General features: G+C 64.1%; 23 protein-coding genes and 5 tRNA genes. 10 read left to right on the plus strand and 18 right to left on the minus strand.

Features of this window, described 5'->3' with window-relative positions; translation table 11 throughout:
- From FW760_RS25580 to FW760_RS25595, 4 genes are all read right to left on the minus strand, one after another.
- Positions 1-238, minus strand: a 238-nt coding sequence (locus tag FW760_RS25580) for a transposase (RefSeq protein ID WP_446444092.1), incomplete at its 3' end; no start/stop codon positions are given.
- 109 nt (positions 239-347) lie between these two features.
- The gene (locus FW760_RS25585) at positions 348-1,565 is read right to left on the minus strand and encodes a phage integrase central domain-containing protein (RefSeq protein WP_116052257.1); all 1,218 of its coding nucleotides are present in this window, start codon (positions 1,563-1,565) and stop codon (positions 348-350) included.
- 165 nt (positions 1,566-1,730) lie between these two features.
- Positions 1,731-1,806 (minus strand) — tRNA-Thr (locus FW760_RS25590).
- A 56-nt stretch (positions 1,807-1,862) separates the two neighbouring features.
- The gene (locus FW760_RS25595) at positions 1,863-2,291 is read right to left on the minus strand and encodes a pilin (RefSeq protein WP_116052258.1); all 429 of its coding nucleotides are present in this window, start codon (positions 2,289-2,291) and stop codon (positions 1,863-1,865) included.
- Positions 2,292-2,507: 216 nt separating this feature from the next.
- On the opposite strand from FW760_RS25595, the gene FW760_RS25600 reads away from it, so the two are divergent.
- The 4 genes from FW760_RS25600 to yacG are packed head-to-tail and all read left to right on the plus strand — an operon-like array spanning position 2,508 to position 5,408.
- Positions 2,508-3,716, plus strand: a complete 1,209-nt coding sequence (locus tag FW760_RS25600; protein ID WP_116052259.1) for a type II secretion system F family protein — start codon at positions 2,508-2,510, stop codon at positions 3,714-3,716.
- Positions 3,717-3,718: 2 nt separating this feature from the next.
- The gene (locus tag FW760_RS25605) at positions 3,719-4,588 is read left to right on the plus strand and encodes a prepilin peptidase (RefSeq protein WP_116052260.1); all 870 of its coding nucleotides are present in this window, start codon (positions 3,719-3,721) and stop codon (positions 4,586-4,588) included.
- The gene (gene coaE, locus FW760_RS25610) at positions 4,585-5,208 is read left to right on the plus strand and encodes a dephospho-CoA kinase (protein WP_116052261.1); all 624 of its coding nucleotides are present in this window, start codon (positions 4,585-4,587) and stop codon (positions 5,206-5,208) included. Before FW760_RS25605 ends, coaE begins: the two co-directional genes overlap by 4 nt.
- Positions 5,205-5,408 carry a DNA gyrase inhibitor YacG gene (gene yacG, locus FW760_RS25615; RefSeq protein WP_043860325.1) on the plus strand — a complete coding sequence of 68 codons (204 nt, stop codon included), beginning with the start codon at positions 5,205-5,207 and terminating at the stop codon, positions 5,406-5,408. Before coaE ends, yacG begins: the two co-directional genes overlap by 4 nt.
- Here the strand turns inward: yacG and FW760_RS25620 are convergent.
- Positions 5,405-6,094: an energy-coupling factor ABC transporter permease gene (locus FW760_RS25620; protein WP_043860324.1), complete on the minus strand. Its 690-nt coding sequence runs from the start codon at positions 6,092-6,094 to the stop codon at positions 5,405-5,407. The two genes, yacG and FW760_RS25620, sit on opposite strands and share 4 nt — an antisense overlap.
- 129 nt (positions 6,095-6,223) lie before the next feature.
- On the opposite strand from FW760_RS25620, the gene FW760_RS25625 reads away from it, so the two are divergent.
- From FW760_RS25625 to FW760_RS25635, 3 genes are all read left to right on the plus strand, one after another.
- The gene (locus FW760_RS25625; RefSeq protein ID WP_043860323.1) at positions 6,224-6,853 is read left to right on the plus strand and encodes a DUF1780 domain-containing protein; all 630 of its coding nucleotides are present in this window, start codon (positions 6,224-6,226) and stop codon (positions 6,851-6,853) included.
- A gap of 168 nt (positions 6,854-7,021) precedes the next feature.
- The gene (locus FW760_RS25630; RefSeq protein WP_116052262.1) at positions 7,022-7,195 is read left to right on the plus strand and encodes a DUF3094 family protein; all 174 of its coding nucleotides are present in this window, start codon (positions 7,022-7,024) and stop codon (positions 7,193-7,195) included.
- A gap of 90 nt (positions 7,196-7,285) precedes the next feature.
- Positions 7,286-8,581 (plus strand): NAD(P)/FAD-dependent oxidoreductase, encoded by a 1,296-nt coding sequence (locus tag FW760_RS25635; protein WP_043860321.1) that lies wholly within the window; start codon positions 7,286-7,288, stop codon positions 8,579-8,581.
- 227 nt (positions 8,582-8,808) lie between these two features.
- Here the strand turns inward: FW760_RS25635 and FW760_RS25640 are convergent.
- The 7 genes from FW760_RS25640 to rluD all read right to left on the minus strand — a co-directional run bounded on the left by FW760_RS25640 (position 8,809) and on the right by rluD (position 13,920).
- A tRNA-Pro gene (locus tag FW760_RS25640) sits at positions 8,809-8,885 on the minus strand.
- Positions 8,886-8,984: 99 nt separating this feature from the next.
- Positions 8,985-9,060 (minus strand) — tRNA-Lys (locus tag FW760_RS25645).
- A 5-nt stretch (positions 9,061-9,065) separates the two neighbouring features.
- Positions 9,066-9,142, minus strand: a tRNA-Pro gene (locus FW760_RS25650).
- A gap of 10 nt (positions 9,143-9,152) precedes the next feature.
- Positions 9,153-9,228, minus strand: a tRNA-Asn gene (locus FW760_RS25655).
- A 302-nt stretch (positions 9,229-9,530) separates the two neighbouring features.
- Complete coding sequence (clpB, locus tag FW760_RS25660; protein ID WP_043860320.1) at positions 9,531-12,095, minus strand: ATP-dependent chaperone ClpB; 2,565 nt, start codon at positions 12,093-12,095, stop codon at positions 9,531-9,533.
- A gap of 125 nt (positions 12,096-12,220) precedes the next feature.
- Complete coding sequence (gene pgeF, locus FW760_RS25665; protein WP_116052263.1) at positions 12,221-12,961, minus strand: peptidoglycan editing factor PgeF; 741 nt, start codon at positions 12,959-12,961, stop codon at positions 12,221-12,223.
- Positions 12,958-13,920, minus strand: coding sequence for a 23S rRNA pseudouridine(1911/1915/1917) synthase RluD (gene rluD, locus FW760_RS25670; RefSeq protein WP_043860318.1), 963 nt, complete (start codon positions 13,918-13,920; stop codon positions 12,958-12,960). Before rluD ends, pgeF begins: the two co-directional genes overlap by 4 nt.
- A 150-nt stretch (positions 13,921-14,070) precedes the next feature.
- On the opposite strand from rluD, the gene FW760_RS25675 reads away from it, so the two are divergent.
- Together FW760_RS25675 and FW760_RS25680 are read left to right on the plus strand one after the other, a co-directional pair.
- The gene (locus FW760_RS25675; protein ID WP_043860317.1) at positions 14,071-15,093 is read left to right on the plus strand and encodes an outer membrane protein assembly factor BamD; all 1,023 of its coding nucleotides are present in this window, start codon (positions 14,071-14,073) and stop codon (positions 15,091-15,093) included.
- A 98-nt stretch (positions 15,094-15,191) separates the two neighbouring features.
- On the plus strand, positions 15,192-15,428 hold the full coding sequence (locus tag FW760_RS25680; protein WP_043860316.1) for a PP0621 family protein: 237 nt from the start codon (positions 15,192-15,194) through the stop codon (positions 15,426-15,428).
- Between the two features lie 40 nt (positions 15,429-15,468).
- Here FW760_RS25680 and thiO read toward each other — a convergent pair whose 3' ends face one another.
- Genes thiO through FW760_RS25705 form a run of 5 tightly spaced genes read right to left on the minus strand, consistent with a single transcriptional unit; the run spans position 15,469 to position 18,575 of the window.
- Positions 15,469-16,566, minus strand: a complete 1,098-nt coding sequence (gene thiO, locus FW760_RS25685; RefSeq protein ID WP_116052264.1) for a glycine oxidase ThiO — start codon at positions 16,564-16,566, stop codon at positions 15,469-15,471.
- A gap of 29 nt (positions 16,567-16,595) precedes the next feature.
- Positions 16,596-17,006 (minus strand): type IV pilin protein, encoded by a 411-nt coding sequence (locus tag FW760_RS25690; protein WP_116052265.1) that lies wholly within the window; start codon positions 17,004-17,006, stop codon positions 16,596-16,598.
- 11 nt (positions 17,007-17,017) lie between these two features.
- Positions 17,018-17,530 carry a pilus assembly PilX family protein gene (locus FW760_RS25695; protein WP_088515582.1) on the minus strand — a complete coding sequence of 171 codons (513 nt, stop codon included), beginning with the start codon at positions 17,528-17,530 and terminating at the stop codon, positions 17,018-17,020.
- Complete coding sequence (locus tag FW760_RS25700; RefSeq protein WP_100633435.1) at positions 17,527-18,231, minus strand: PilW family protein; 705 nt, start codon at positions 18,229-18,231, stop codon at positions 17,527-17,529. The genes FW760_RS25695 and FW760_RS25700 overlap by 4 nt, the downstream gene beginning before the upstream one ends.
- Positions 18,228-18,575, minus strand: a complete 348-nt coding sequence (locus FW760_RS25705; RefSeq protein ID WP_088515584.1) for a type IV pilus modification PilV family protein — start codon at positions 18,573-18,575, stop codon at positions 18,228-18,230. Before FW760_RS25705 ends, FW760_RS25700 begins: the two co-directional genes overlap by 4 nt.
- Positions 18,576-18,712: 137 nt before the next feature.
- On the opposite strand from FW760_RS25705, the gene FW760_RS25710 reads away from it, so the two are divergent.
- Positions 18,713-19,189, plus strand: coding sequence for a GspH/FimT family pseudopilin (locus FW760_RS25710; RefSeq protein ID WP_446444093.1), 477 nt, complete (start codon positions 18,713-18,715; stop codon positions 19,187-19,189).
- Here the strand turns inward: FW760_RS25710 and ispH are convergent.
- Positions 19,178-20,125 (minus strand): 4-hydroxy-3-methylbut-2-enyl diphosphate reductase, encoded by a 948-nt coding sequence (gene ispH, locus FW760_RS25715; protein WP_043860310.1) that lies wholly within the window; start codon positions 20,123-20,125, stop codon positions 19,178-19,180. The genes FW760_RS25710 and ispH overlap by 12 nt on opposite strands.
- Positions 20,126-20,130: the final 5 nt, after the last annotated feature.

The following is a 20,130-nucleotide window of genomic DNA, read 5'->3' on the forward strand; positions in this document are numbered from 1 at the left end:
ATATGTCTCGCTCTTCAGTGACGCGCTTGAGTTCCGCTCGCAGACGACGCAGCTCAGCGTGCTGATCATCATCCTGCTGCCGTTCTTCTTGAGGTTTGCTGTAGCGCTTTATCCAGGCATAGAGGCTATGCGTCGACACGCCGAGACAGGCCGCTACCTCAGCGACAGGCAGCTTCTTTTCGGTCACTTGATTGACTGCTTGGATTTTGAATTCTTCGGGGTAACGCGGGTTGCTCATGGCACCTCCTAATTGGCCTCAGTTTAAGGCAAAGAGGTGTCTACGAAACCCGGGGCGATTCATCGAGCGTATCTCGGCACCAGATCACACAGGCGCATAAAATCATCACTCACTGTGCACTCTCTCTTCCTTTAATAGAAATCTCGGCAGCCCCACACGACAAAGCATCTAAATGGTTGGCATACCACTGAAGCATTTCACGACGCCCTTCAAGGTACTGAGCGTGATTATAGGTTCCTCGAATACTGTTCTTGTCCACATGCGCCAGTTGGGTTTCCACCCACTCGCTGCGGTACCCCTGCTCATGCAGGGTGGTGGACATTGTGTGACGGAATCCATGCCCTGTGGCTCTGCCGTCGTAACCCGAGCGTTTCAGCAGCTGATTGATGGCGGCCTCGCTCATCGGCTTAGCGGGGTCATTCCGACCAGGAAATGCGAGCGTGTAGCCACCGGTGATGCTTTCTAGCTCACGCAGTGCAGACACAGCTTGTTTCGGCAGAGGAACTAGATGGGCCCGGCGCATTTTCATCCGCTGAGCCGGAATCGTCCAAAGGGCATTTTCGAAGTCAAACTCAGACCACGGCGCCCCTCTGAGCTCAGCAGTCCGTACACCCGTGAGAATTAGCAAACGGGTAGCAATTTTCACCGCGTCATGACCTGGGCACACCTGGAAGCCTCGAATCAGATCTGGGATTTCAGCGATAGGAAGGAAGGGATAGTGCCGGGAGGTAGGCGTTTGAAGTGCCCCTCCGATATCTGCGATGGGGTTGTATTCGACCCTGCCCGTGGCAATCGCAAAGCGGTACACCTCTTGGCAGCGCTGTCGAACCTTGCGTAGCTTTTCCAAAGCCCCACGTGACTCAATGCGGCGGAAGACCTGTAACCACTGCATAGGCTTGATCTCAGACAGGGGCAAGCTTCCAACCTGCGGAAAGATGTCCAGCTCAAAAGCCTCGATGACGTCAGTCGCATACCCTTCTGACCAGCGTGCAGACTTATGCTTATGCCACTCCAATGCGAGACTTTTGAAGGTATTGGCACGAGAAATTGCCGCCTGAGCCCGAGCGACCTTTCTCTCAAGGCCTGGATGCCGCCCCTGTGAAACCAGCTGGCGTGCATCAAACGCAAGCTGGCGAGCCTGCGCCAACGTAACGTTGTCGATAGTGCCCAAAGAAATGTGTGACTGCTTACCGTCCAGCCTGAAACGGAAGCGCCAAGACTTACCGCCGGCGGCTCGAATCCAGAGGAATAAGCCACCTCCGTCAGCAAGGCCAAAGTCCTTTTCGCGGGGTGCAGCGTTCTTCACTTGCAGCGCTGTCAAAGGCATCCGAGTACCCATAGGTTATTGAACAGCGCAAAGGTACTCGCAGGGGTACTCAGATAGCAAGGGCTGGGATGGGATCAGATGGCACTGCATGAAACAGAAAGCCCGCACTAGGCGGGCTTCTGAGGGGTTTCATGCGACCGCTTGGCACTGCATGAATCTATTGACTGGTGCCGGAGACAGGAATCGAACCTGCGACCTTCGCGTTACGAGTGCGCTGCTCTACCGACTGAGCTACACCGGCGTGGCGACAACGCTACCATTGCCGCCACGCTTTCGCAAATCACTGTTTATCAACAGCTATTGCCCACCACTCGCCTGCACCGCGATGCACCCGGCCGGGGCCAGGTCGGCCTCGATATCCGTGCTGCACGTCCACCCCGTGGCCGAACGGGCCCAGGTCAGGTGCTTGCCCGCCACCGGCGCCGGCGCATCCACCAGCACACATGCAAGGGTGCCCACACCGGTCGCCGCCACGCCCTGCGCACTCAAGGTGCAGTTGGCCGTGGTCGGCTGGCCGCCAAGGGCGGCGACATCGGCCACGTCCTTGCCCTGGTTGATCTGCACTTCGAAGGCCGCCTTCAATGCCGACACCTCGGCCAGCGCCGCCGTGGCCTTGGCCCGCGCCTGGTGGTTGGTGTACATGGGCATGGCAATGGTCGCCAGAATGCCGATGATCGCCACCACGATCATCAACTCGATCAATGTAATACCGCGCTGTCCCTTCATGGGCACTCCCCTCGCAAAAACTCACAAATCCCGCCACGGACACCGCCGCAGACCAGCGCGCCAGTAGGCCCGAACAGACACCTTTTGTCACCCTGCGGGTGCTTAACCCAGCACCGCGCTCGACTACTCTAGTGGCCACCGGGCGGGATTGCCCGAGCCTATCACCCTGCAGCTGTTACAGGGTTTGTGACTGTCCACCGCTGCAGGGAGGTAGCGATGAACCACAAGACAAAAACCTATACCTGGCAAGGCATCGACCGCACCGGCACCCACGTGAGTGGGCACAGCAGCGGGCAGAACAGTGCGCTGGTGAAGGCGCTGCTGCGCGGTCGCGGCATACGCCCTACCCAGGTGAACGCGGCAGGCCGTATTACCCTGCAACTGCCCGCCTCGCTCGGCGCCAAGGACATCACCCGCTTCAGCCGCCAGTTGGCAACGTTGTTCAAGGCCGGCGTGCCGCTGCTGCAAGGGCTGGGCATGATCGCCGAAGGCGCCAACAACCCAGCGCTGCGCAGCCTGCTGGGCACCCTCAAAAACGATATCGCCGCCGGCTGCGGCCTGGCCGATGCGCTGCGCAGGCACCCGCGCCAGTTCGACAGCCTGTATTGCAACCTGGTGGCCGTGGGTGAGCAAACCGGCTGCCTGGACAGCCTGCTCGACCAGCTGGCAACGCTGCAGGAGAAACGCCAAGCGCTGCGGGCCCGGCTGAAAAAGGCCATGGTCTACCCCGCGCTGGTGCTGCTGGTGGGGTTGGGGGTGGCGGCGCTGCTGCTGCTCAAGGTAGTGCCGCAGTTTCAGGCCATGTTCGCAGGCTTCGGCGCGCCGTTGCCGGCCTTCACCCAGGGTGTCATCAACCTGGCCGACTGGCTGGGGCAGTATCTGCTGTGGGTGCTTGGGGTAATGCTGGCCACGGGATTTGCCCTGCGCCGCGCCTTCGAGAGTCAGCAGGCGGTGCGTTTGTGGATGTTGCGCCAGGCGCTGCGCATGCCGGTTCTGGGGCCGGTGATGCAGCATGCGGCGCTGGCTCGTTTTGCGCGTACCCTGGCCACGTCGTTCAGTGCCGGCGTACCGCTCACCGAAGCCCTGGGGCCGGTGGCCGCCGCGTGCGGCAATACGCTGTACGAGCAGGCCGTGCTGCGCCTGCGCCAGGCCATCGGCAACGGCCTGTCGATGAGCGCGGCGATGCGCAACGAGCCGCTGTTCCCGTGCCTGGCGGTACAGATGTGCGCCATTGGCGAGACATCCGGCACGCTCGACGATATGCTCGACCGGATCGCCAGCCACCACGAAACGGCCGTCGACGAATGGCTCGACAACCTGGCCAGCCTGCTGGAGCCGATGATCGTGCTGATTCTCGGGCTGGTGGTGGGCAGCCTGGTGGTCGCCATGTACCTGCCGATCTTCCAGCTGGGCGATGTGATCTGACTATGGACCTGTTCGAAACCCTGGCCCGCCAGCCGCTGGCCTACCAATGCGTCGCCCTGTTGCTTGGCCTGATTGTGGGCAGCTTCATCAATGTGCTGGTGCATCGCCTGCCGATGATGCTGGAACGCCAATGGCGCTGCGAGGCCCGCGAAGTGCTGGAGCTGCCCAACCCGGCCGAGCCACGTTTCGACCTGATGCTGCCCCACTCCCACTGCCCGCACTGCCAGCACCGCATCCGCGCGTGGGAGAACATCCCGGTGCTGAGTTACCTGTGCCTGCGTGGGCGCTGTTCGGCCTGCAAGGCATCGATCAGCCCGCGTTACCCGCTGGTAGAGCTGGCCTGCGCAGGGCTTGGCCTGTTCGCGGCCTGGCATTTCGGCTTCAGCGCCAGCGCGGTGGCGTTCATGCTGTTGAGCTGGGGCTTGCTGGCAATGAGCCTGATCGATATCGAGCATCAGTTGCTGCCCGATGTGCTGGTGCTGCCGCTGCTGTGGCTGGGCCTGATACTCAATGCCTTCGAGGTGTTCGTGCCGCTGGACCAGGCGCTGTGGGGCGCCGTGGCCGGCTACCTGAGCCTGTGGACGGTGTACTGGCTGTTCAAGCTGGTCACCGGCAAGGAGGGCATGGGCTATGGCGATTTCAAGCTGCTGGCCATGCTCGGCGCCTGGGGCGGCTGGCAGATCCTGCCGCTGACGCTGCTGCTGGCCTCGCTGGTGGGCGCGCTGCTGGGCCTGGTGCTGCTGCGCCTGCGCAACCAGCAGGCAAGCACGCCGATTCCGTTTGGGCCCTATCTGGCCATTGCGGGCTGGATCGCGCTGCTCTGGGGTGGTCAAATGACTACTTCCTATCTGCAATTTGCCGGACTGCAATGACCACACCCGCCTTCACACCCTGGATTCTCGGCCTCACCGGTGGCATCGGCAGTGGCAAGAGCGCCGCGGCGCAACGCTTCATCGAGCTGGGCGTGCACCTGGTGGATGCCGACCAGGCCGCACGCTGGGTGGTCGAGCCCGGGCGCCCGGCGCTGGCCAGCCTGGTGGAGCATTTCGGCCCCGGCGTGCTGCAAAGCGACGGGCAACTGGACCGCGCCGCGCTGCGCCAGCTGATCTTCAGCGACCCGGCGCAACGCCGCTGGGTGGAAGCCCTGCTGCACCCGCTGATCGGCCAGGAGATCTTCAGCTACCTGGCCAAGGCCGAGTCGCCCTATGCGGTGTTCGTTTCACCGTTGATGATCGAGTCGGGCCAGTATCAGCGCACCCAGCGCCTGCTGGTGATCGACGCGCCGCAGGCCTTGCAGATCGAACGTACACTGCAGCGCGACCAGACCAGCCCCGAACAGGTGCAGGCCATTCTCAAGGCGCAGACCAGCCGCGAAGAGCGCCTGCGCCATGCCCACGACGTGATCGTCAACGACCGCGACCTGGCCTGGCTGCATTCGGAGGTCGACCGCCTGCATCACTTTTACCTGACTTTGCGTAGAGGCCAAGCATGAGCCAACCCCTGACCGTAGACTGCCCGACCTGTGGCGCCCCTGTTGAATGGAGTGCCACAAATACCTACCGGCCGTTCTGCTCCGACCGCTGCAAGCTGATCGACCTGGGTGCCTGGGCCGCTGAAGAGCACAAGATTCCGGTGGCACCGGATGCCGAAGACGAGCTGTTCTCCGGCGACTTCAACCCGCGCGAACACTAGCCGCGCGGTTCATCGTCCTTCCACGGGGCCTGCAGGTAGCGGGTCCGGTTGAAGGTTTCCAGCCATTCGGGGCAGAACACCACCAGCGCACTGATTACCATGCCGTTGATGAAGGCCTCGGGGAAGATGATCAGCCACAGGTAGCCGATGAAGTCCGACAGCCATTCGGGCATCACGAAGATACCGTCCAGCCACAGCCAGCCAAGGCTGGCCAGCAGGCACAGCAAGGTCGCCAGCGCGGCGGCGAAAAACCCCGAACAGAAGATGTACACGAACAGGTTTTTAGGCTGTGCGCGCTCCACCAGTATGGCCACCCCCTCCGTCACCAGCACCGGCAGGCCAATCAGCAGCAGGCCGTTGACGCCCATCGCCGCCAGGTCCTGACGCCCCAGCGCCACCAGCCCCACCTGCGCCACCAGGCCACCGACGATTGCTAGCGGCCAGTCCAGCAGCAGGGTCACGGCGGTCATGCCGATGAAGTGGTACGACACGCCGGTGTCGAAGTCGCGGCGTACCAGCCACAACGCGAACAGCGCGAAGATGGTGCCGAACAGCAGGTGCTGGCGCCGCCGGTCGGTGAACAGCTCGACCCACGGCGCGCGCCACACCGCCCACAACAGCAGCGGCACGTAGCACAGCCAGCCCAGCAGCAGGCTTTGTTCCGATAACACTTGTGCGCCAATCACGGCTGTCTGCCCCTTGTGTGCATTGCGCCCGACGATGGCTCATTCTACACACCGTTCCACGGCCTGTTGCCGCCATCCACCGGGCCTGGAATGCAGCGTTGTCATGATTTGGGCGCTAAGCTTGTGCCCATGGATGACTCAGACTACCTGCGCCTGCTAACCATTCAGGCCGAACAAGCCAATGCGTTCCTGTCCAATGCCCGCAAATGGGAGCGCGAGCGTTGGGTATGCCAGCGCCTGCTGCAAGGCCTGAACATCCCTTATCGCAGCGAGGACTTCACCGCCGCCGGTCAGGAACCACCCGACGTGCTGTTTCGCGATGCCGCCTTCGAGGTGTTCTTCGTGCTCGACGAAGGGCGCCGGCTCAACGACGAATGGCGCGAAGAGTTGCAGCGCCGGCGCAGCGCGTTCTCCCTTGCGCAGCTGGTAAGGCGCGAGGCCCGGCCGCGACGCATCAGTGCGCAGGAGCTGCTGCAGCGCCTGGCGCCCACCCTGCGCAAGAAGTCGCACAACTACCGCGAACGCAACCTGGACCTGGGCGAACTGGACATCATTGCCTTCGCCAGCCTCAAGCGCGAAGTGCTCGACCTCAACAGCCACTTCCCGCCGCCCACCGAGTACCTGCGCCAGGGCTGGCGCTCGCTGTCGCTGGTGGGCCCGACCTTCGCCCGGGTGCTGTTCGCCCACCCCGATGCGCCGGATTTTCTGCGCGCCAACCTGGGGCGCAGCATCGTCTTCGATGTGGGGATCAGCCTGTGATCGCCGCCCCCTGCCAAAGCGGGATGGCATAAATGCGGCGCGGGTGATACAAAGCGCAATCATTCGCTGTCACGAGCGCTTCGATCCCCCAGGTAAGCCTTTGGCGACGGACTACAGTGAACACTGTAGCGTTCCCACAGTCACATGCGTCTACCTGACGAGGCCTCCATGACCAGCCGCCTGAACCCCGAAGACCAGCGACGAGTCGATGAATACCTGCGTGCCCCCCAACACCAAGTCGAGCGCAAGCCTTTCAGGCCATGGCTGCTCCTTGCTCTGGTGGTGAGCGTGACGATCAGCCTTGGCCTGTTGAGCCGCCTCCTGAGCCACCTGGTGCTATGAGCTGCCTTGCGCTCGCCCAAACCGCCCGCCCTACGCGGCCGGCCACTCAGGACCCAACCCAGAATTCCGCAAACCTTATGAGATATCCCCATGACTCACCGTATCGTGATTGTCGGCGGCGGCGCCGGCGGCCTGGAACTGGCGACCCGCCTGGGTAAGACCCTGGGCAAGCGCGGCACCGCCGCGATTACCCTGGTCGACGCCAACCTGACCCACATCTGGAAGCCGCTGCTGCACGAAGTGGCGGCCGGTTCGCTCAATTCCTCCGAAGACGAGCTCAACTACGTGGCCCAGGCCAAGTGGAACCACTTCCAGTTCCAGCTGGGGCGCATGAGCGGCCTGGAGCGTTCGAGCAAGCAGATCCAGCTGGCCGCCACCCTCGACGAGGACGGCCGCGAGCTGCTGCCGGCGCGCACCCTGGCGTATGACACGCTGGTGATCGCGGTGGGCAGCAACACCAACGACTTCGGCACCCTGGGTGCGGCGCAGCATTGCCTGTTCCTCGACACCCGCAAGCAGGCCGAGCGCTTCCACCAGCAGTTGCTCAACCACTACCTGCGCGCCCACGCCGGCGACCTTGCCAGCGAGAAGATCAGCGTGGCGATCGTGGGTGCCGGTGCCACCGGCGTGGAGCTGGCGGCCGAGCTGCACCATGCCGCCCACGAACTGGCCGCCTATGGCCTGGACCGCATCCAGCCCAAGGACATGCAGATCACCCTGATCGAGGCCGGCCCACGGGTGTTGCCGGCGCTGCCCGAGCGCATCAGCGTGCCGGTGCACAAAACCCTGGAGAAACTCGGCGTGACGGTGCTGACCAACGCGTCGGTGAGCGAGGTCACCGCAGACTCGCTCAAGACCGCCAACGGCGAGGTGATCCACGCCAGCCTCAAGGTGTGGGCGGCCGGTATCCGCGCACCGGCGTTCCTCAAGGACATCGACGGGCTGGAAACCAACCGCATCAACCAGTTGGTGGTGCGCCCTACTCTGCAGACCACCCTGGACGATGACATCTTCGCGTTCGGCGACTGCGCCGCCTGCCCGCAGCCGGGCAGCGACCGCAATGTGCCGCCGCGCGCCCAGGCCGCCCACCAGCAGGCCTCGCTGCTGGCCAAAGGGCTCAAGGCGCGCCTGGAGGGCAAGGCGTTGCCCACCTACGCGTACCGCGACTACGGCTCGCTGGTCTCGCTGTCGCGCTTCTCGGCAGTGGGCAACTTGATGGGCAACCTCACCGGCAGTGTGATGCTCGAAGGCTGGCTGGCGCGGATGTTCTATGTGTCGCTGTACCGCATGCACCAGATGGCGCTGTATGGCACCTTCCGCACGCTGATGCTGATGCTCGGCAGCCGTATCGGCCGCGGTACCGAACCCCGCCTCAAGCTGCACTGACGGCTACCCCCGTCCGCCCCGGCGCCCTGCCGGGGCCGGATGGGCGCCAGGCCACTGGCGTGCGGTTGACCCGGAGCGAGCTGTGTTTCGACGAGGCGCGGATGCGCGCACTACAGCCCCCTGCAGGAGGTACTGGGCATAGGCAGTACCGCCAGCTGGCTGCACACGCGCTAAACCCTGCGCAAACGAAAAAGGGCACCTTTTGCAAGGTGCCCTTTTTCTGAAGATGGTCGGGGTAAGGGGATTCGAACTCCTGACATCCTGCTCCCAAAGCAGGCGCGCTACCGGACTGCGCTATACCCCGGTAAAAAAAAGACACCGATTAAGGTGCCTTTTTTAATGGCTGGACGCTAATGGCGTACCAACCTTTTAAGATTCAAACCCAGCGAACCGGATTCAAAAATGGTGGGTCGTGTAGGATTCGAACCTACGACCAATTGGTTAAAAGCCAACTGCTCTACCAACTGAGCTAACGACCCAAATATGGTCGGGGTAAGGGGATTCGAACTCCTGACATCCTGCTCCCAAAGCAGGCGCGCTACCGGACTGCGCTATACCCCGGTTTGAAATTTGGCTCCGCGACCAGGACTCGAACCTGGGACCCAATGATTAACAGTCATTTGCTCTACCGACTGAGCTATCGCGGAACTATCAATTTCAAGTACAACTTGCTGCAATTTCGAAAACTGTATCGCTACCGCTTCGAACTCTTCGACCTTGTGCATCGCTGCGTTCATGTCTCTGAGGCGCGCTATTCTACAATCTTCAAAACCCTTGTCAACCCTTAATTTGCATTCAACACACTGATTTGCAACTTTTTTTCAGATTCCCACTTCTGCCGGAAACCTGCGGGGTGACATACAGCGGGGCGCACTTTACAAGCACTCGAAGCAAAATGCAAAGAAAAAAGGCCTCGAAAATCGAGGCCTTAGCGTAACCCGCCGAAAACTCAGGCAAAGACGATCTCTTCGCCCTCCAGCTTGGCGGTGATGCTGCTGCCGGGCATGAACTGACCCGACAGAATCAGTTGCGCCAGCGGGTTCTCGATCCAGCGCTGGATCGCCCGTTTCAGCGGCCGTGCGCCATACACCGGGTCGTAACCGACCGCGATCAGCTTGTCGAGGGCCTCGGGGCTCAGCTCCAGGCTCAGCTCGCGTTCGGCCAGACGGCTGCGCAGACGCGACAGCTGGATCTGGGTGATACCGGCGATCTGGTCGCGACCCAGAGGCTCGAACACCACCACTTCGTCGATACGGTTGACGAACTCGGGGCGGAAATGCGAACCCACCGCGTCCATCACCGCAGCGCGCTGCGCCTCGCGATCACCCACCAGTTCCTGGATCTGTGCCGACCCCAGGTTGGAGGTCATCACGATCACCGTGTTGCGAAAGTCCACGGTACGGCCATGACTGTCGGTCAGGCGACCGTCTTCAAGCACTTGCAGCAACACGTTGAACACGTCCGGGTGGGCCTTCTCGACCTCGTCCAGCAGCACTACCGCATAGGGTTTGCGCCGCACGGCTTCGGTCAGGTAGCCGCCCTCTTCGTAGCCCACGTAGCCTGGCGGTGCACCAATCAGCCGCGCCACGGAATGTTTCTCCATGAACTCGGACATGTCGATACGCACCATGGCCTCTTCGGTGTCGAACAGAAACTCGGCCAGCGCCTTGCACAGCTCGGTTTTACCCACACCGGTAGGGCCCAGGAACAGGAACGAACCACTTGGCCGGTTAGGGTCGGACAACCCGGCCCGCGAACGACGCACCGCGTTGGCCACGGCCACCACGGCCTCTTCCTGGCCGATCACGCGCTGGTGCAGCAGGCTTTCCATCTTCAGCAGCTTTTCGCGCTCGCCTTCGAGCATCTTGGATACCGGGATACCGGTCCACTTCGACACCACCTCGGCGATCTCTTCCTCGGTCACCTTGTTGCGCAGCAGCTGGTTTTCGGCCTTGCCGTGCTGGTCGACCATCTGCAGGCTGCGCTCAAGGTCCGGGATCACCCCGTACTGCAGCTCGGCCATGCGGCTCAGGTCGCCCTTGCGGCGGGCGGTTTCCAGCTCCTGACGGGACTGCTCGATCTTTTGCTGGATCTGCGCAGAGCCCTGCACTTCGGCTTTTTCCGAGGTCCAGATCTCTTCCAGGTCGGAGTACTCACGCTCCAGCCGCACGATCTCCTCGGTCAGCTTCTCGAGGCGCTTGAGGGCCGCCTCGTCGTCTTCCTTCTTCAGCGCCTGGGATTCCACCTTCAGTTGAATCAGGCGACGCTCCAGACGGTCGAGCACCTCGGGCTTGGAGTCGATCTCCATGCGAATGCGGCTGGCCGCCTCGTCGATCAGGTCAATGGCCTTGTCGGGCAACTGACGATCGGTAATGTAGCGATGGCTGAGCTTGGCCGCGGCAATGATCGCGCCGTCGGTGATCGCCACCTTGTGGTGCACCTCGTAACGCTCCTTGAGGCCACGCAGGATGGCGATGGTGTCTTCCTCGCTCGGTTCCTCTACCAATACCTTCTGGAACCGACGCTCCAGCGCCGCATCCTTCTCGATGTACTGGCGGTACTCGTTCAGCGTGGTGGCACCGACGCAGTGCAGCTCGCCGCGCGCCAGCGCAGGCTTGAGCATGTTGCCGGCATCCATCGAGCCTTCGCCTTTACCTGCACCGACCATGGTGTGCAGCTCGTCGATGAACAGGATGATCTGGCCTTCCTGCTTGGACAGCTCGTTGAGCAGGCCTTTGAGGCGCTCTTCGAACTCGCCGCGGAACTTGGCGCCGGCAATCAGCGCGCCCATGTCCAGCGACAGCAGGCGCTTGCCCTTCAGACCATCGGGCACTTCGCCATTGATGATGCGCTGGGCTAGGCCTTCGGCGATGGCAGTCTTACCCACGCCAGGCTCACCGATGAGCACCGGGTTGTTCTTGGTACGGCGTTGCAGCACCTGGATGGTGCGGCGGATCTCGTCGTCACGGCCGATCACCGGGTCGAGCTTGCCGTCTTCGGCACGCTTGGTCAGGTCGACGGTGTACTTGTCCAGGGCCTGGCGCGATTCCTCGGCGTTGGGGTCGTTCACCGCTTCGCCGCCGCGCAGGTTGCTGATGGCGTTTTCAAGCGCCTTCTTGCTCACGCCCTGGCCGAGCAGCAACTTGCCGAGCTTGCTGTTCTCGTCCATGGCCGCCAGCAGCACGAGTTCGCTGGAGATGAACTGGTCGCCCTTCTGCTGGGCCAGGCGGTCGGCCTGGTTGAGCAGGCGTGCCAGGTCCTGCGACATGTTGACGTCGCCGGTAGGGTTCTGGATTTTTGGCAACTGGTCGAGTTCTTTGCCCAGTTCCTTGCGCAGGCTGTTGACGTCGAAGCCCACCTGCATCAACAGGGGCTTGATCGAACCACCCTGCTGGTCGATCAGCGCCTGCAACAGGTGCGCAGGCTCGATCGCGGGGTGATCCATGCCAACCGCCAGGGACTGGGAGTCGGATAACGCCAGTTGCAGCTTGCTGGTCAAACGGTCTATTCGCATAACTTACCTTCCTTTAATGGGCAGGCCGGAGCGATGGACACACCTGATGAAGAAAAACCTGCCTGAGATACCCCTATAGATAAGGGTGATTGTGGAAGATTCAAGCGTAGCGGGCTTGATCCAGGTCAGCGAGGCGCCAGCCAGATCAGCGAAGCGAAGCGCCCGGTAACGGGGCTGCGACGGTAGGAATAGAAGCGTGGGTCGCTCACGGTGCACAGGCCGCCGCCATACACGGCAGTGATGCCACGGGCCGCCAGGCGAATGCGCGCCAGTGCATAGATGTCGGCCATGAACTTGCCGGGCTGCGCCCCCGCCACGAAGGCGCTGGCAGTTTCCGGATGAACGGTCATGAAGGCTTCGCGCACTTCGCCGCCCACCTCGAACGCCTGGGGCCCGATGGCCGGGCCCAACCATACCAGCACCTCGCTGGCCGGTACGCCCAGCGCATCGAGCGTGGCCTCCAGCACACCGCCCACCAGCCCGCGCCAGCCGGCATGGGCAGCGCCCACGCGGGTGCCGGCGCGGTCGCAGAACAGTACCGGCAGGCAGTCGGCGGTCATGGACGTGCAGGCGATGCCGGGGGTGCTGGTGCAGCTGGCGTCGGCTTCGGCAACCAGCGCAGGGTCGGCCTCGACCACATCGATGCCGTGCACCTGCTTGAGCCAGGCGGGCTGGATGCCGAACTGCGCGGTCAGGCGCCGACGGTTCTCGGCCACTGCGGCCTGGGCGTCACCGACGTGGTCGCCCAGGTTCAACGAATCGTAGGGCGCCTGGCTCACGCCGCCGCCCCGGGTGGTGACGCACGCCTTGACCCAGGCTGGCGCAGGCCAGTCGGGGGTCAGCAGGTGGTGCGTCAGCGGGCTCATCCGACGAAGGCCTCGCGGTCCTGCTTGAGCAGCGACAGCAGCCACACGAAGTCGTCCGGCAGGGACGACTCCCAGCCCATGCGCTCACCGGTCACCGGGTGATCCAGCTCCAGGAAGCGTGCGTGCAGGGCCTGGCGCGGGAAGGTCTTGAGCGCGTCGACCATGGTCACGCTGGCCGCCGGCGGGATGCGGAAGCGCCCGCCGTACACCGGGTCGCCGACCAACGGGAAGTTGACGTGGGCCATGTGCACGCGGATCTGGTGGGTACGCCCGGTTTCCAGCTTGACGCGCACGTGGGTGTGCGAGCGGAAGCGTTCGAGCACGCGGTAGTGGCTGACGGCCTGCTTGCCGCCCTCCATCACCGCCATGCGCTGGCGCTGCTGGCCGTGACGACCGATCGGGGCGTTGATCTTGCCGCCTGCGGTAACCACGCCGATCACGATGCATTCATAGATGCGGCTGACGCTGCGACTTTGCAACTGGGCTACCAGCTGGGTCTGCGCCTGAATGGTCTTGGCCACCACCATCAGACCGGTGGTGTCCTTGTCGAGGCGGTGCACGATGCCGGCGCGCGGCACGTTGATGATGTCCGGCACGTGGTGCAGCAGGGCATTGAGCAGGGTGCCGTCGGCATGACCGGCAGCCGGGTGCACCACAAGCCCGGCCGGCTTGTTGATGACCAGGATGTGCTCGTCTTCGTAGACGATGTCCAGTTCGATGTCCTGCGCCACCCACTCGCCCTGGGCTTCCTGCTCGGCGTCAAGCGCCAGCAGGGCGCCGCCATGGACGATGTCGCGCGGACGCACGACGTTCCCATCGACGGTCAGTAGGCCTTCTTTGATCCAGGCGGAAAGGCGCGAGCGCGAGTGCTCGGCAAACAGTTGGGCGGCGACTTGGTCGAGGCGTTGCCCGCCCAATTCGGACGGTACCTCTGCGCGAAGTTCAATTTTCTCGGACATGCTCGAATCAGGCGGAGGCACAGCCTTTGGTTTCAGCTGCACGCTTGTGGTTAAATACGGCGTCTTTTGCCCCGAGGGTTCCAACGGGGTGCTCATCATAACAGGACGGCCTCGCCCAAGACAGCAGCCGTCATAGGGACGCAAGCCGCCATGCAAGTGAAACACCTGCTGCTGATCGCCATCCTCGGACTCACCGCTGCTTGTTCTTCGAAGGAAGTCGTCGACGAAAACCTCAGCGAAACCGAGCTGTACCAGCAGGCGCAGGCCGACCTGGACAACCACAGCTATACCAGCGCCACCTCCAAGCTCAAGGCCCTGGAGTCGCGGTACCCGTTCGGCCGCTATGCCGACCAGGCGCAGCTGGAGCTGATCTACGCGAACTACAAGAACGCCGAGCCCGAGGCTGCCAAGTCGGCGGCCGAGCGCTTTATCCGCCTGCATCCGCAGCATCCGAACGTCGACTACGCCTATTACCTCAAGGGCCTGACCTCGTTCGACCAGGACCGCGGCCTGCTGGCGCGCTTCCTGCCGCTGGACATGACAAAGCGTGACCCGGGCGCAGCGCGTGACTCGTACAACGAGTTCGCCCAGCTCACCAGCCGCTTCCCCAACAGCCGCTACGCGCCGGACGCCAAGCAGCGCATGATCTACCTGCGCAACCTGCTGGCCTCCTACGAGATCCACGTGGCCGACTACTACCTGACCCGTCAGGCGTATGTTGCCGCTGCCAACCGTGGCCGCTACGTGGTGGAAAACTTCCAGGAAACCCCATCGGTCGGTGACGGCCTGGCGGTGATGACCGAAGCCTACATGCGTCTGCACCTGGACGAACTGGCAGCCACCAGCCTGGAAACCCTGAAACTCAACTACCCCGATCACCCGAGCCTGAAAGACGGCCAGTTTGTGCCGCAGCAGGACGAGGCGGACAACCGCTCGTGGCTGTCCAAGGCCACCCTGGGCCTGATCTCCAGCGCGCCGCCGCTGCCGCCAGGCCAGACCCGCGCCAACCAGGACGTGCAGAAGCAGTATCAGGACGCCAAAGACGCGATCCCGCAGGAACTGCTGCCCAAGGACGAAAATGGCGACGTGATCGAAGAAGAAAACCACGAAGCCGAAGGCAACAACGAAGACCGTTCGTGGTTCAGCTACATGACCTTTGGCGTATTCGACTGACACGCCATGCGGTGAATGAAAAAGGGAGGCCTGATGGCCTCCCTTTTTTGTTGCCAGGCCCTAAACTGGGGGCTCTTCATTCGACAAAGCTGGACACCATGGTTCGCCTAATTCTCTGGATTGCCCTGATTGCTGCTGCGTTCTGGTTGTGGCGCAAGTTCAAGGCCGGCACTGCTGCCGATACTCGCCCTACCCTCGATGACCCGCTGAAGATGGTGCGCTGTGCCCATTGCGGCGTGCACCTGCCCACCGACCGTGCCTTGCACCGGGGCCAGCTGTGGTATTGCAGCCCGGCGCATCTGGAGCAGGGGCCCAACGATACCCGCCAGGGCTGAGGCCCCTTCGCCGGCCAGGCCGGCTTCCACATGCCTGCTGTTACAGCAGGCGCGGCCCCGGCGCGTACGGCGCCGGGTCGATGATCGGCGCACGCCCCAGCAGCAGGTCGGCGAACAACCGGCAGGACGCCGGCGCCAGCACCAGCCCGTTGCGGTAATGCCCGCAGTTCAACCACAAGCCTTCATGCCCGGGCACCTGGCCGATGTACGGCACACCTTCCGGTGAGCCTGGCCGCAACCCTGCCCAATGCCCGACCGGCGTGGCATCGGCCAGCGCCGGCAGCAATTCGATGGCCGAGGCCTTCAGGCTCGCCAGCGCCGCTTCGGTGGGCGTCTTGTCATAGCCTGCATGCTCCAGTGTGCTGCCGACCAGAATGTGCCCGTCACGCCGTGGGATCGCGTAGCGCCCCTTGGCCAGCACCATGCTCGGCAGGAAATCCTCCGCACACTTGAACAGGATCATCTGCCCTTTCACCGGCTCCACCGGCAGCTCCAGGCCCAGCGGGCGCAGCAGGTCGCCACTCCAGGCCCCCGCCGTAAGCACCACCTGGGCGGCGCGGATCGGGCCATCGACGGTTTCAACGCCGCAAATACGCTCGCCCTCGCGGCTGAACCCGGTGATTTCACAATGCTCGCGAAGGGTCACGTTCGGCAGGGCCTGCAACGCCGCCTTGAGCGACTTGACCAGGCGCGGGTTGCGCACGTTCGCCACACCCGCCATGTAGATGGCCCGCTCGAAGCCCGGCCCCAGCACGGGCACCGCCGCATAGGCGCGGGCCACATCCACTGCGCTCAACGGGCGCCCCTCGCGGGCCGCCCAGGCCAGCGCCTCGGCTTCATCGTCCAGGTCCAGCCAGTACAGGCCGGTGGTATGCACCTCGGGGTCTACACCGGTGCTGGCGAACAGACGCTCGCCCAGCTGCGGATAGAAGTCCTGCGACCAATGCGCCAGCGCAGTAACCGCCGGGCTGTAGCGCCACGGGTACAACGGCGACACGATCCCGCCCCCGGCCCAGGAAGACTCCTGCCCGAGCGCGCCCTTGTCGCACACCACCACCTGCTCGACATCGGCCGCCAGGTTGAACGCAGTCAGCAGGCCGATCACCCCACCGCCGACAATCACTACTTGCTTGGTCATCTATTGGTCCAGTACCCGTATGAAAGACGTCAGTTACCCCAGCAGCCCCCGTCCGCCTCGTTGCTGGCACCGGGGTTGCCGCGCACACCCTGGTGATCGAGCTCGAAGTCGCCACAGGCGTCGCCGGCCATCAGCCCGCCGGCATGACGCCGGGCCAGCAGGCTGAAACCCTCGGCCTCGCGGCTGGCGTGCAGGCTGTAATGGCCTGTGCCGGGGGGCAACGGGGTGATCACGGCGTCGGTATCGGCATACTGGCCCGTGCGGGCGCGGTGGCGCTCCAGGTGCTGCGCACTGTCGAACAGCAGCCCCACGACCTCGCTGCGTGCGGCTCTTTTCACCGTGTCGCGGTAGCTGGGGTAGGCAATGCCCGCCAGAATGCCGACCATGGCGACGACAATCAACAGTTCGATCAGGCTCAGGCCCTGGTGAGTTCGCGGCATGTTGTGCGCCCCTAGTGGATCTGCCGCCACAAGATACGTTGCGCCGGCCACTCAGCCGACACCACTGGCTGCGCCAGCACGCTCTCCAGCACCACCCGCGCCTGCTGCTGACGCCCCACGGCAGTCACCCGAAGCAGCTGCACCTCAAGGCCGTCGGGCAGCCGCGCGGGGCGCGAGCTGCGGCCCAGGTTCTGTACCAGGAAGAAGCCAGGCCCTTGCGCCTGCCAGCCCAGCCCGGAGCTTGGCCCCGCCCCGCCCTGCACACCGGCGGCGCGTACCCTGGGTGCCTCTGGCGGCGGCAGGCAGTACACGCACGGGCCCGGTGGCTCAAGACCCGCCAGCACACGGGCCTCGGCGAGCCGCAACGTGGTTTCCGCCGCTTCGAACGCCTGCAATGCCATCACCAGGTTGCCGGCCATGCGTGCCTGCAAGGCGGCACTGTGCAGCACCGAAACACCCAGCAGGCCGCACAGCAGCATCAGCACCAGGCACACCAGCAGCGCCATGCCCCGTTGCAGCTTCATGGCAGGCGGTTACGTACGGCGGCGACCATCTGATAGGTTTGCGCGCGTACCCGTTCAGCAGGGTCGTCCAGGGTCAGGCGCAGGCGGATGCTGCGAATGCGCGAAGGGTCGGGCACCGCCGTCATCCAGGCCAGCTCACCGCCCTCGCCCGCCACGCCCAGGTCAATCTGCAGCCGGCTGACATGTTCGATCAGCACCGCGTGGCTGCCACCACTGGTGAGCAGCAGTTGCCCGTCCACCAGGCGATACACCTGCTGACGAACGGGCAAGGCGAACTGGTGTGGCCCGGGCAACCGCTCGCCTGCCTGCACCTGGGCGGTGCTCAGGCAGTCGGTGAGCAGCGTCCAGTTGGGCGGGCCACCGGCCTCCCCACCCTGCACGCCAACCAGGCTCAGGCTGCGCAGGGTGCCGTCAGGTTCGAGGCTGACACTGATCGGCAGGGCAAATGCCGCGGCAATGGCAGGGTCGGCAAAGCTGATCGCCTCGCGCCGCAGGCAGCCGAATGCGCCGGCCATGCGGATGTCACGGGCCATGCGCTGCAGCGCAAAGCGCGCATCCTCCTGCAACTGCGCAAGTGCGCCCTGCGCCTGCCAACCCTGCAGCGCACCGATGAACAGACGGCTGCCGGCCAGCACCAGCAGCACGCCCAGGCTCAACGCCAGCAGCGCCTCGACCAGGCCGAAACCGGTGTCGCGCCTCATGGCCCCACCTGCCCCTGTACAGCAAGGCCACCGCCCTGCCAGTGCAGGTCGAGTGCGAGCCCATTGCCCGCCTGGCGCACCTGTGCCTGCGCGGACGCGCCGGCCACCTTTACCAGCTCGCGCTGCAAGGCGCTGGCCTCCCCCGCCCTCAACCCGCCCGCAGCGCGCGCGCCTTCGAGCAGGGCCTGGGCCAGGTACAGCGCCTGGGTGGTACGCAGCGCGCCGTCGGTGCCGTGCAACGCCCGCCCTTGCAGCGCAGCCGCCGCCATTACCCCCAGTGACAGCACCAGCAGCGCCACCATCACTTCGATCAGGGTCATGCCCTGCTGCAGCCTCCTGGCCATGTTCGCCTCCTGCGAAATTTCCCCATGTGATTGCCTACCCGGCCGACTGGACGCCCAACCGAGCGGCACTGAATCTACAGAGAAGCACTTCCAGGGAGGGATGCACGATGGGGCAACAGGGCGTAACACTGATACAAATGATGTATGCGCTGGGGCTGATCGCGGCGCTGACGCAGTTAGGGCTGCCGGCCTACAGCGCCATGAGCGTGAGCCTACAACGCGAGGCCAGCGCGCAGAACCTTGCCCAGGCCTTGCGCAGCGCCCGCAGCGAAGCCCTGCTGCGCAATCAGCGAGTCAGCCTGACGGCCCTTGAGGGCGACTGGAGCAAGGGATGGCGAATGAGCGCCGACGATGAAGGCTTGCTGCACGAGTACCGTGCCAGCGGGAAGGTTTGGGTGGTGGGCAATCAGCCGCTGGCGCGGCAGGTGCATTTCAGCGGGCTGGGGGTACCGCTGCAGGCCGGCGGGGCGTTCCAGGCCGGGACCCTGCACGTGTGCGAAAGTCCCGGAACCCGGAGCCTGCATCAGGTGGTGCTGTCACGCACCGGGCGGGTCAGCCTGCGCCAGCTCGCCACCGATCAGCCGCTGTGCGCGGCCGCCGGGTCAGATCAGTGAACGCACCCGCAGCTCCTTGGGCATCGAGAACGTTACATTCTCTTCGCGACCATCGAGCTCGTCGGCACCTGTGGCGCCCCACTCCTGCAACTGCGCGATCACACCACGCACCAGCACTTCGGGGGCGGAGGCGCCGGCGGTGATGCCGATACGCTCGACACCGTCGAACCAGCTGCGCTGCATGTCTTCTGCACCGTCGATCAGGTAGGCCGGGGTGGCCATGCGCTCGGCCAGCTCACGCAGGCGGTTGGAGTTGGAGCTGTTCGGGCTGCCCACCACCAGTACCACGTCGCACTCGTCAGCCAGTTGCTTGACCGCATCCTGGCGGTTCTGGGTGGCGTAGCAGATGTCGTCCTTGCGCGGCCCGCCAATGCTGGGGAAGCGCGTGCGCAGCGCATCGATGACACGGCTGGTGTCGTCCATCGACAGGGTGGTCTGGGTCACGAAGGCCAGGCGTTCGGGGTCACGAACCTGCAGGTTGGCGACATCTTCTTCGTCTTCGACCAGGTAGATCGAACCGCCATTGCTGGCGTCGTACTGGCCCATGGTGCCTTCGACCTCGGGGTGCCCTTCGTGGCCGATCAGGATGCATTCCTTGCCATCGCGACTGTACTTGGCCACCTCGATGTGCACCTTGGTCACCAGCGGGCAGGTCGCGTCGAAGACCTTGAGGCCGCGCCCCGCCGCTTCCTGGCGCACGGCCTGGGAAACGCCGTGGGCACTGAAGATGACGATGACGTCATTGGGCACCTGGTCGAGCTCTTCGACGAAGATCGCCCCGCGCGCGCGCAGGTCTTCGACCACGAACTTGTTGTGCACCACTTCGTGACGCACATAGATCGGCGGGCCGAACACCTCGAGGGCGCGATTGACGATTTCGATCGCCCGGTCCACGCCGGCGCAGAAGCCGCGTGGGTTGGCGAGTTTGATCTGCATGGCTG

This window comes from Pseudomonas sp. 1176_21, from assembly GCF_052850635.1.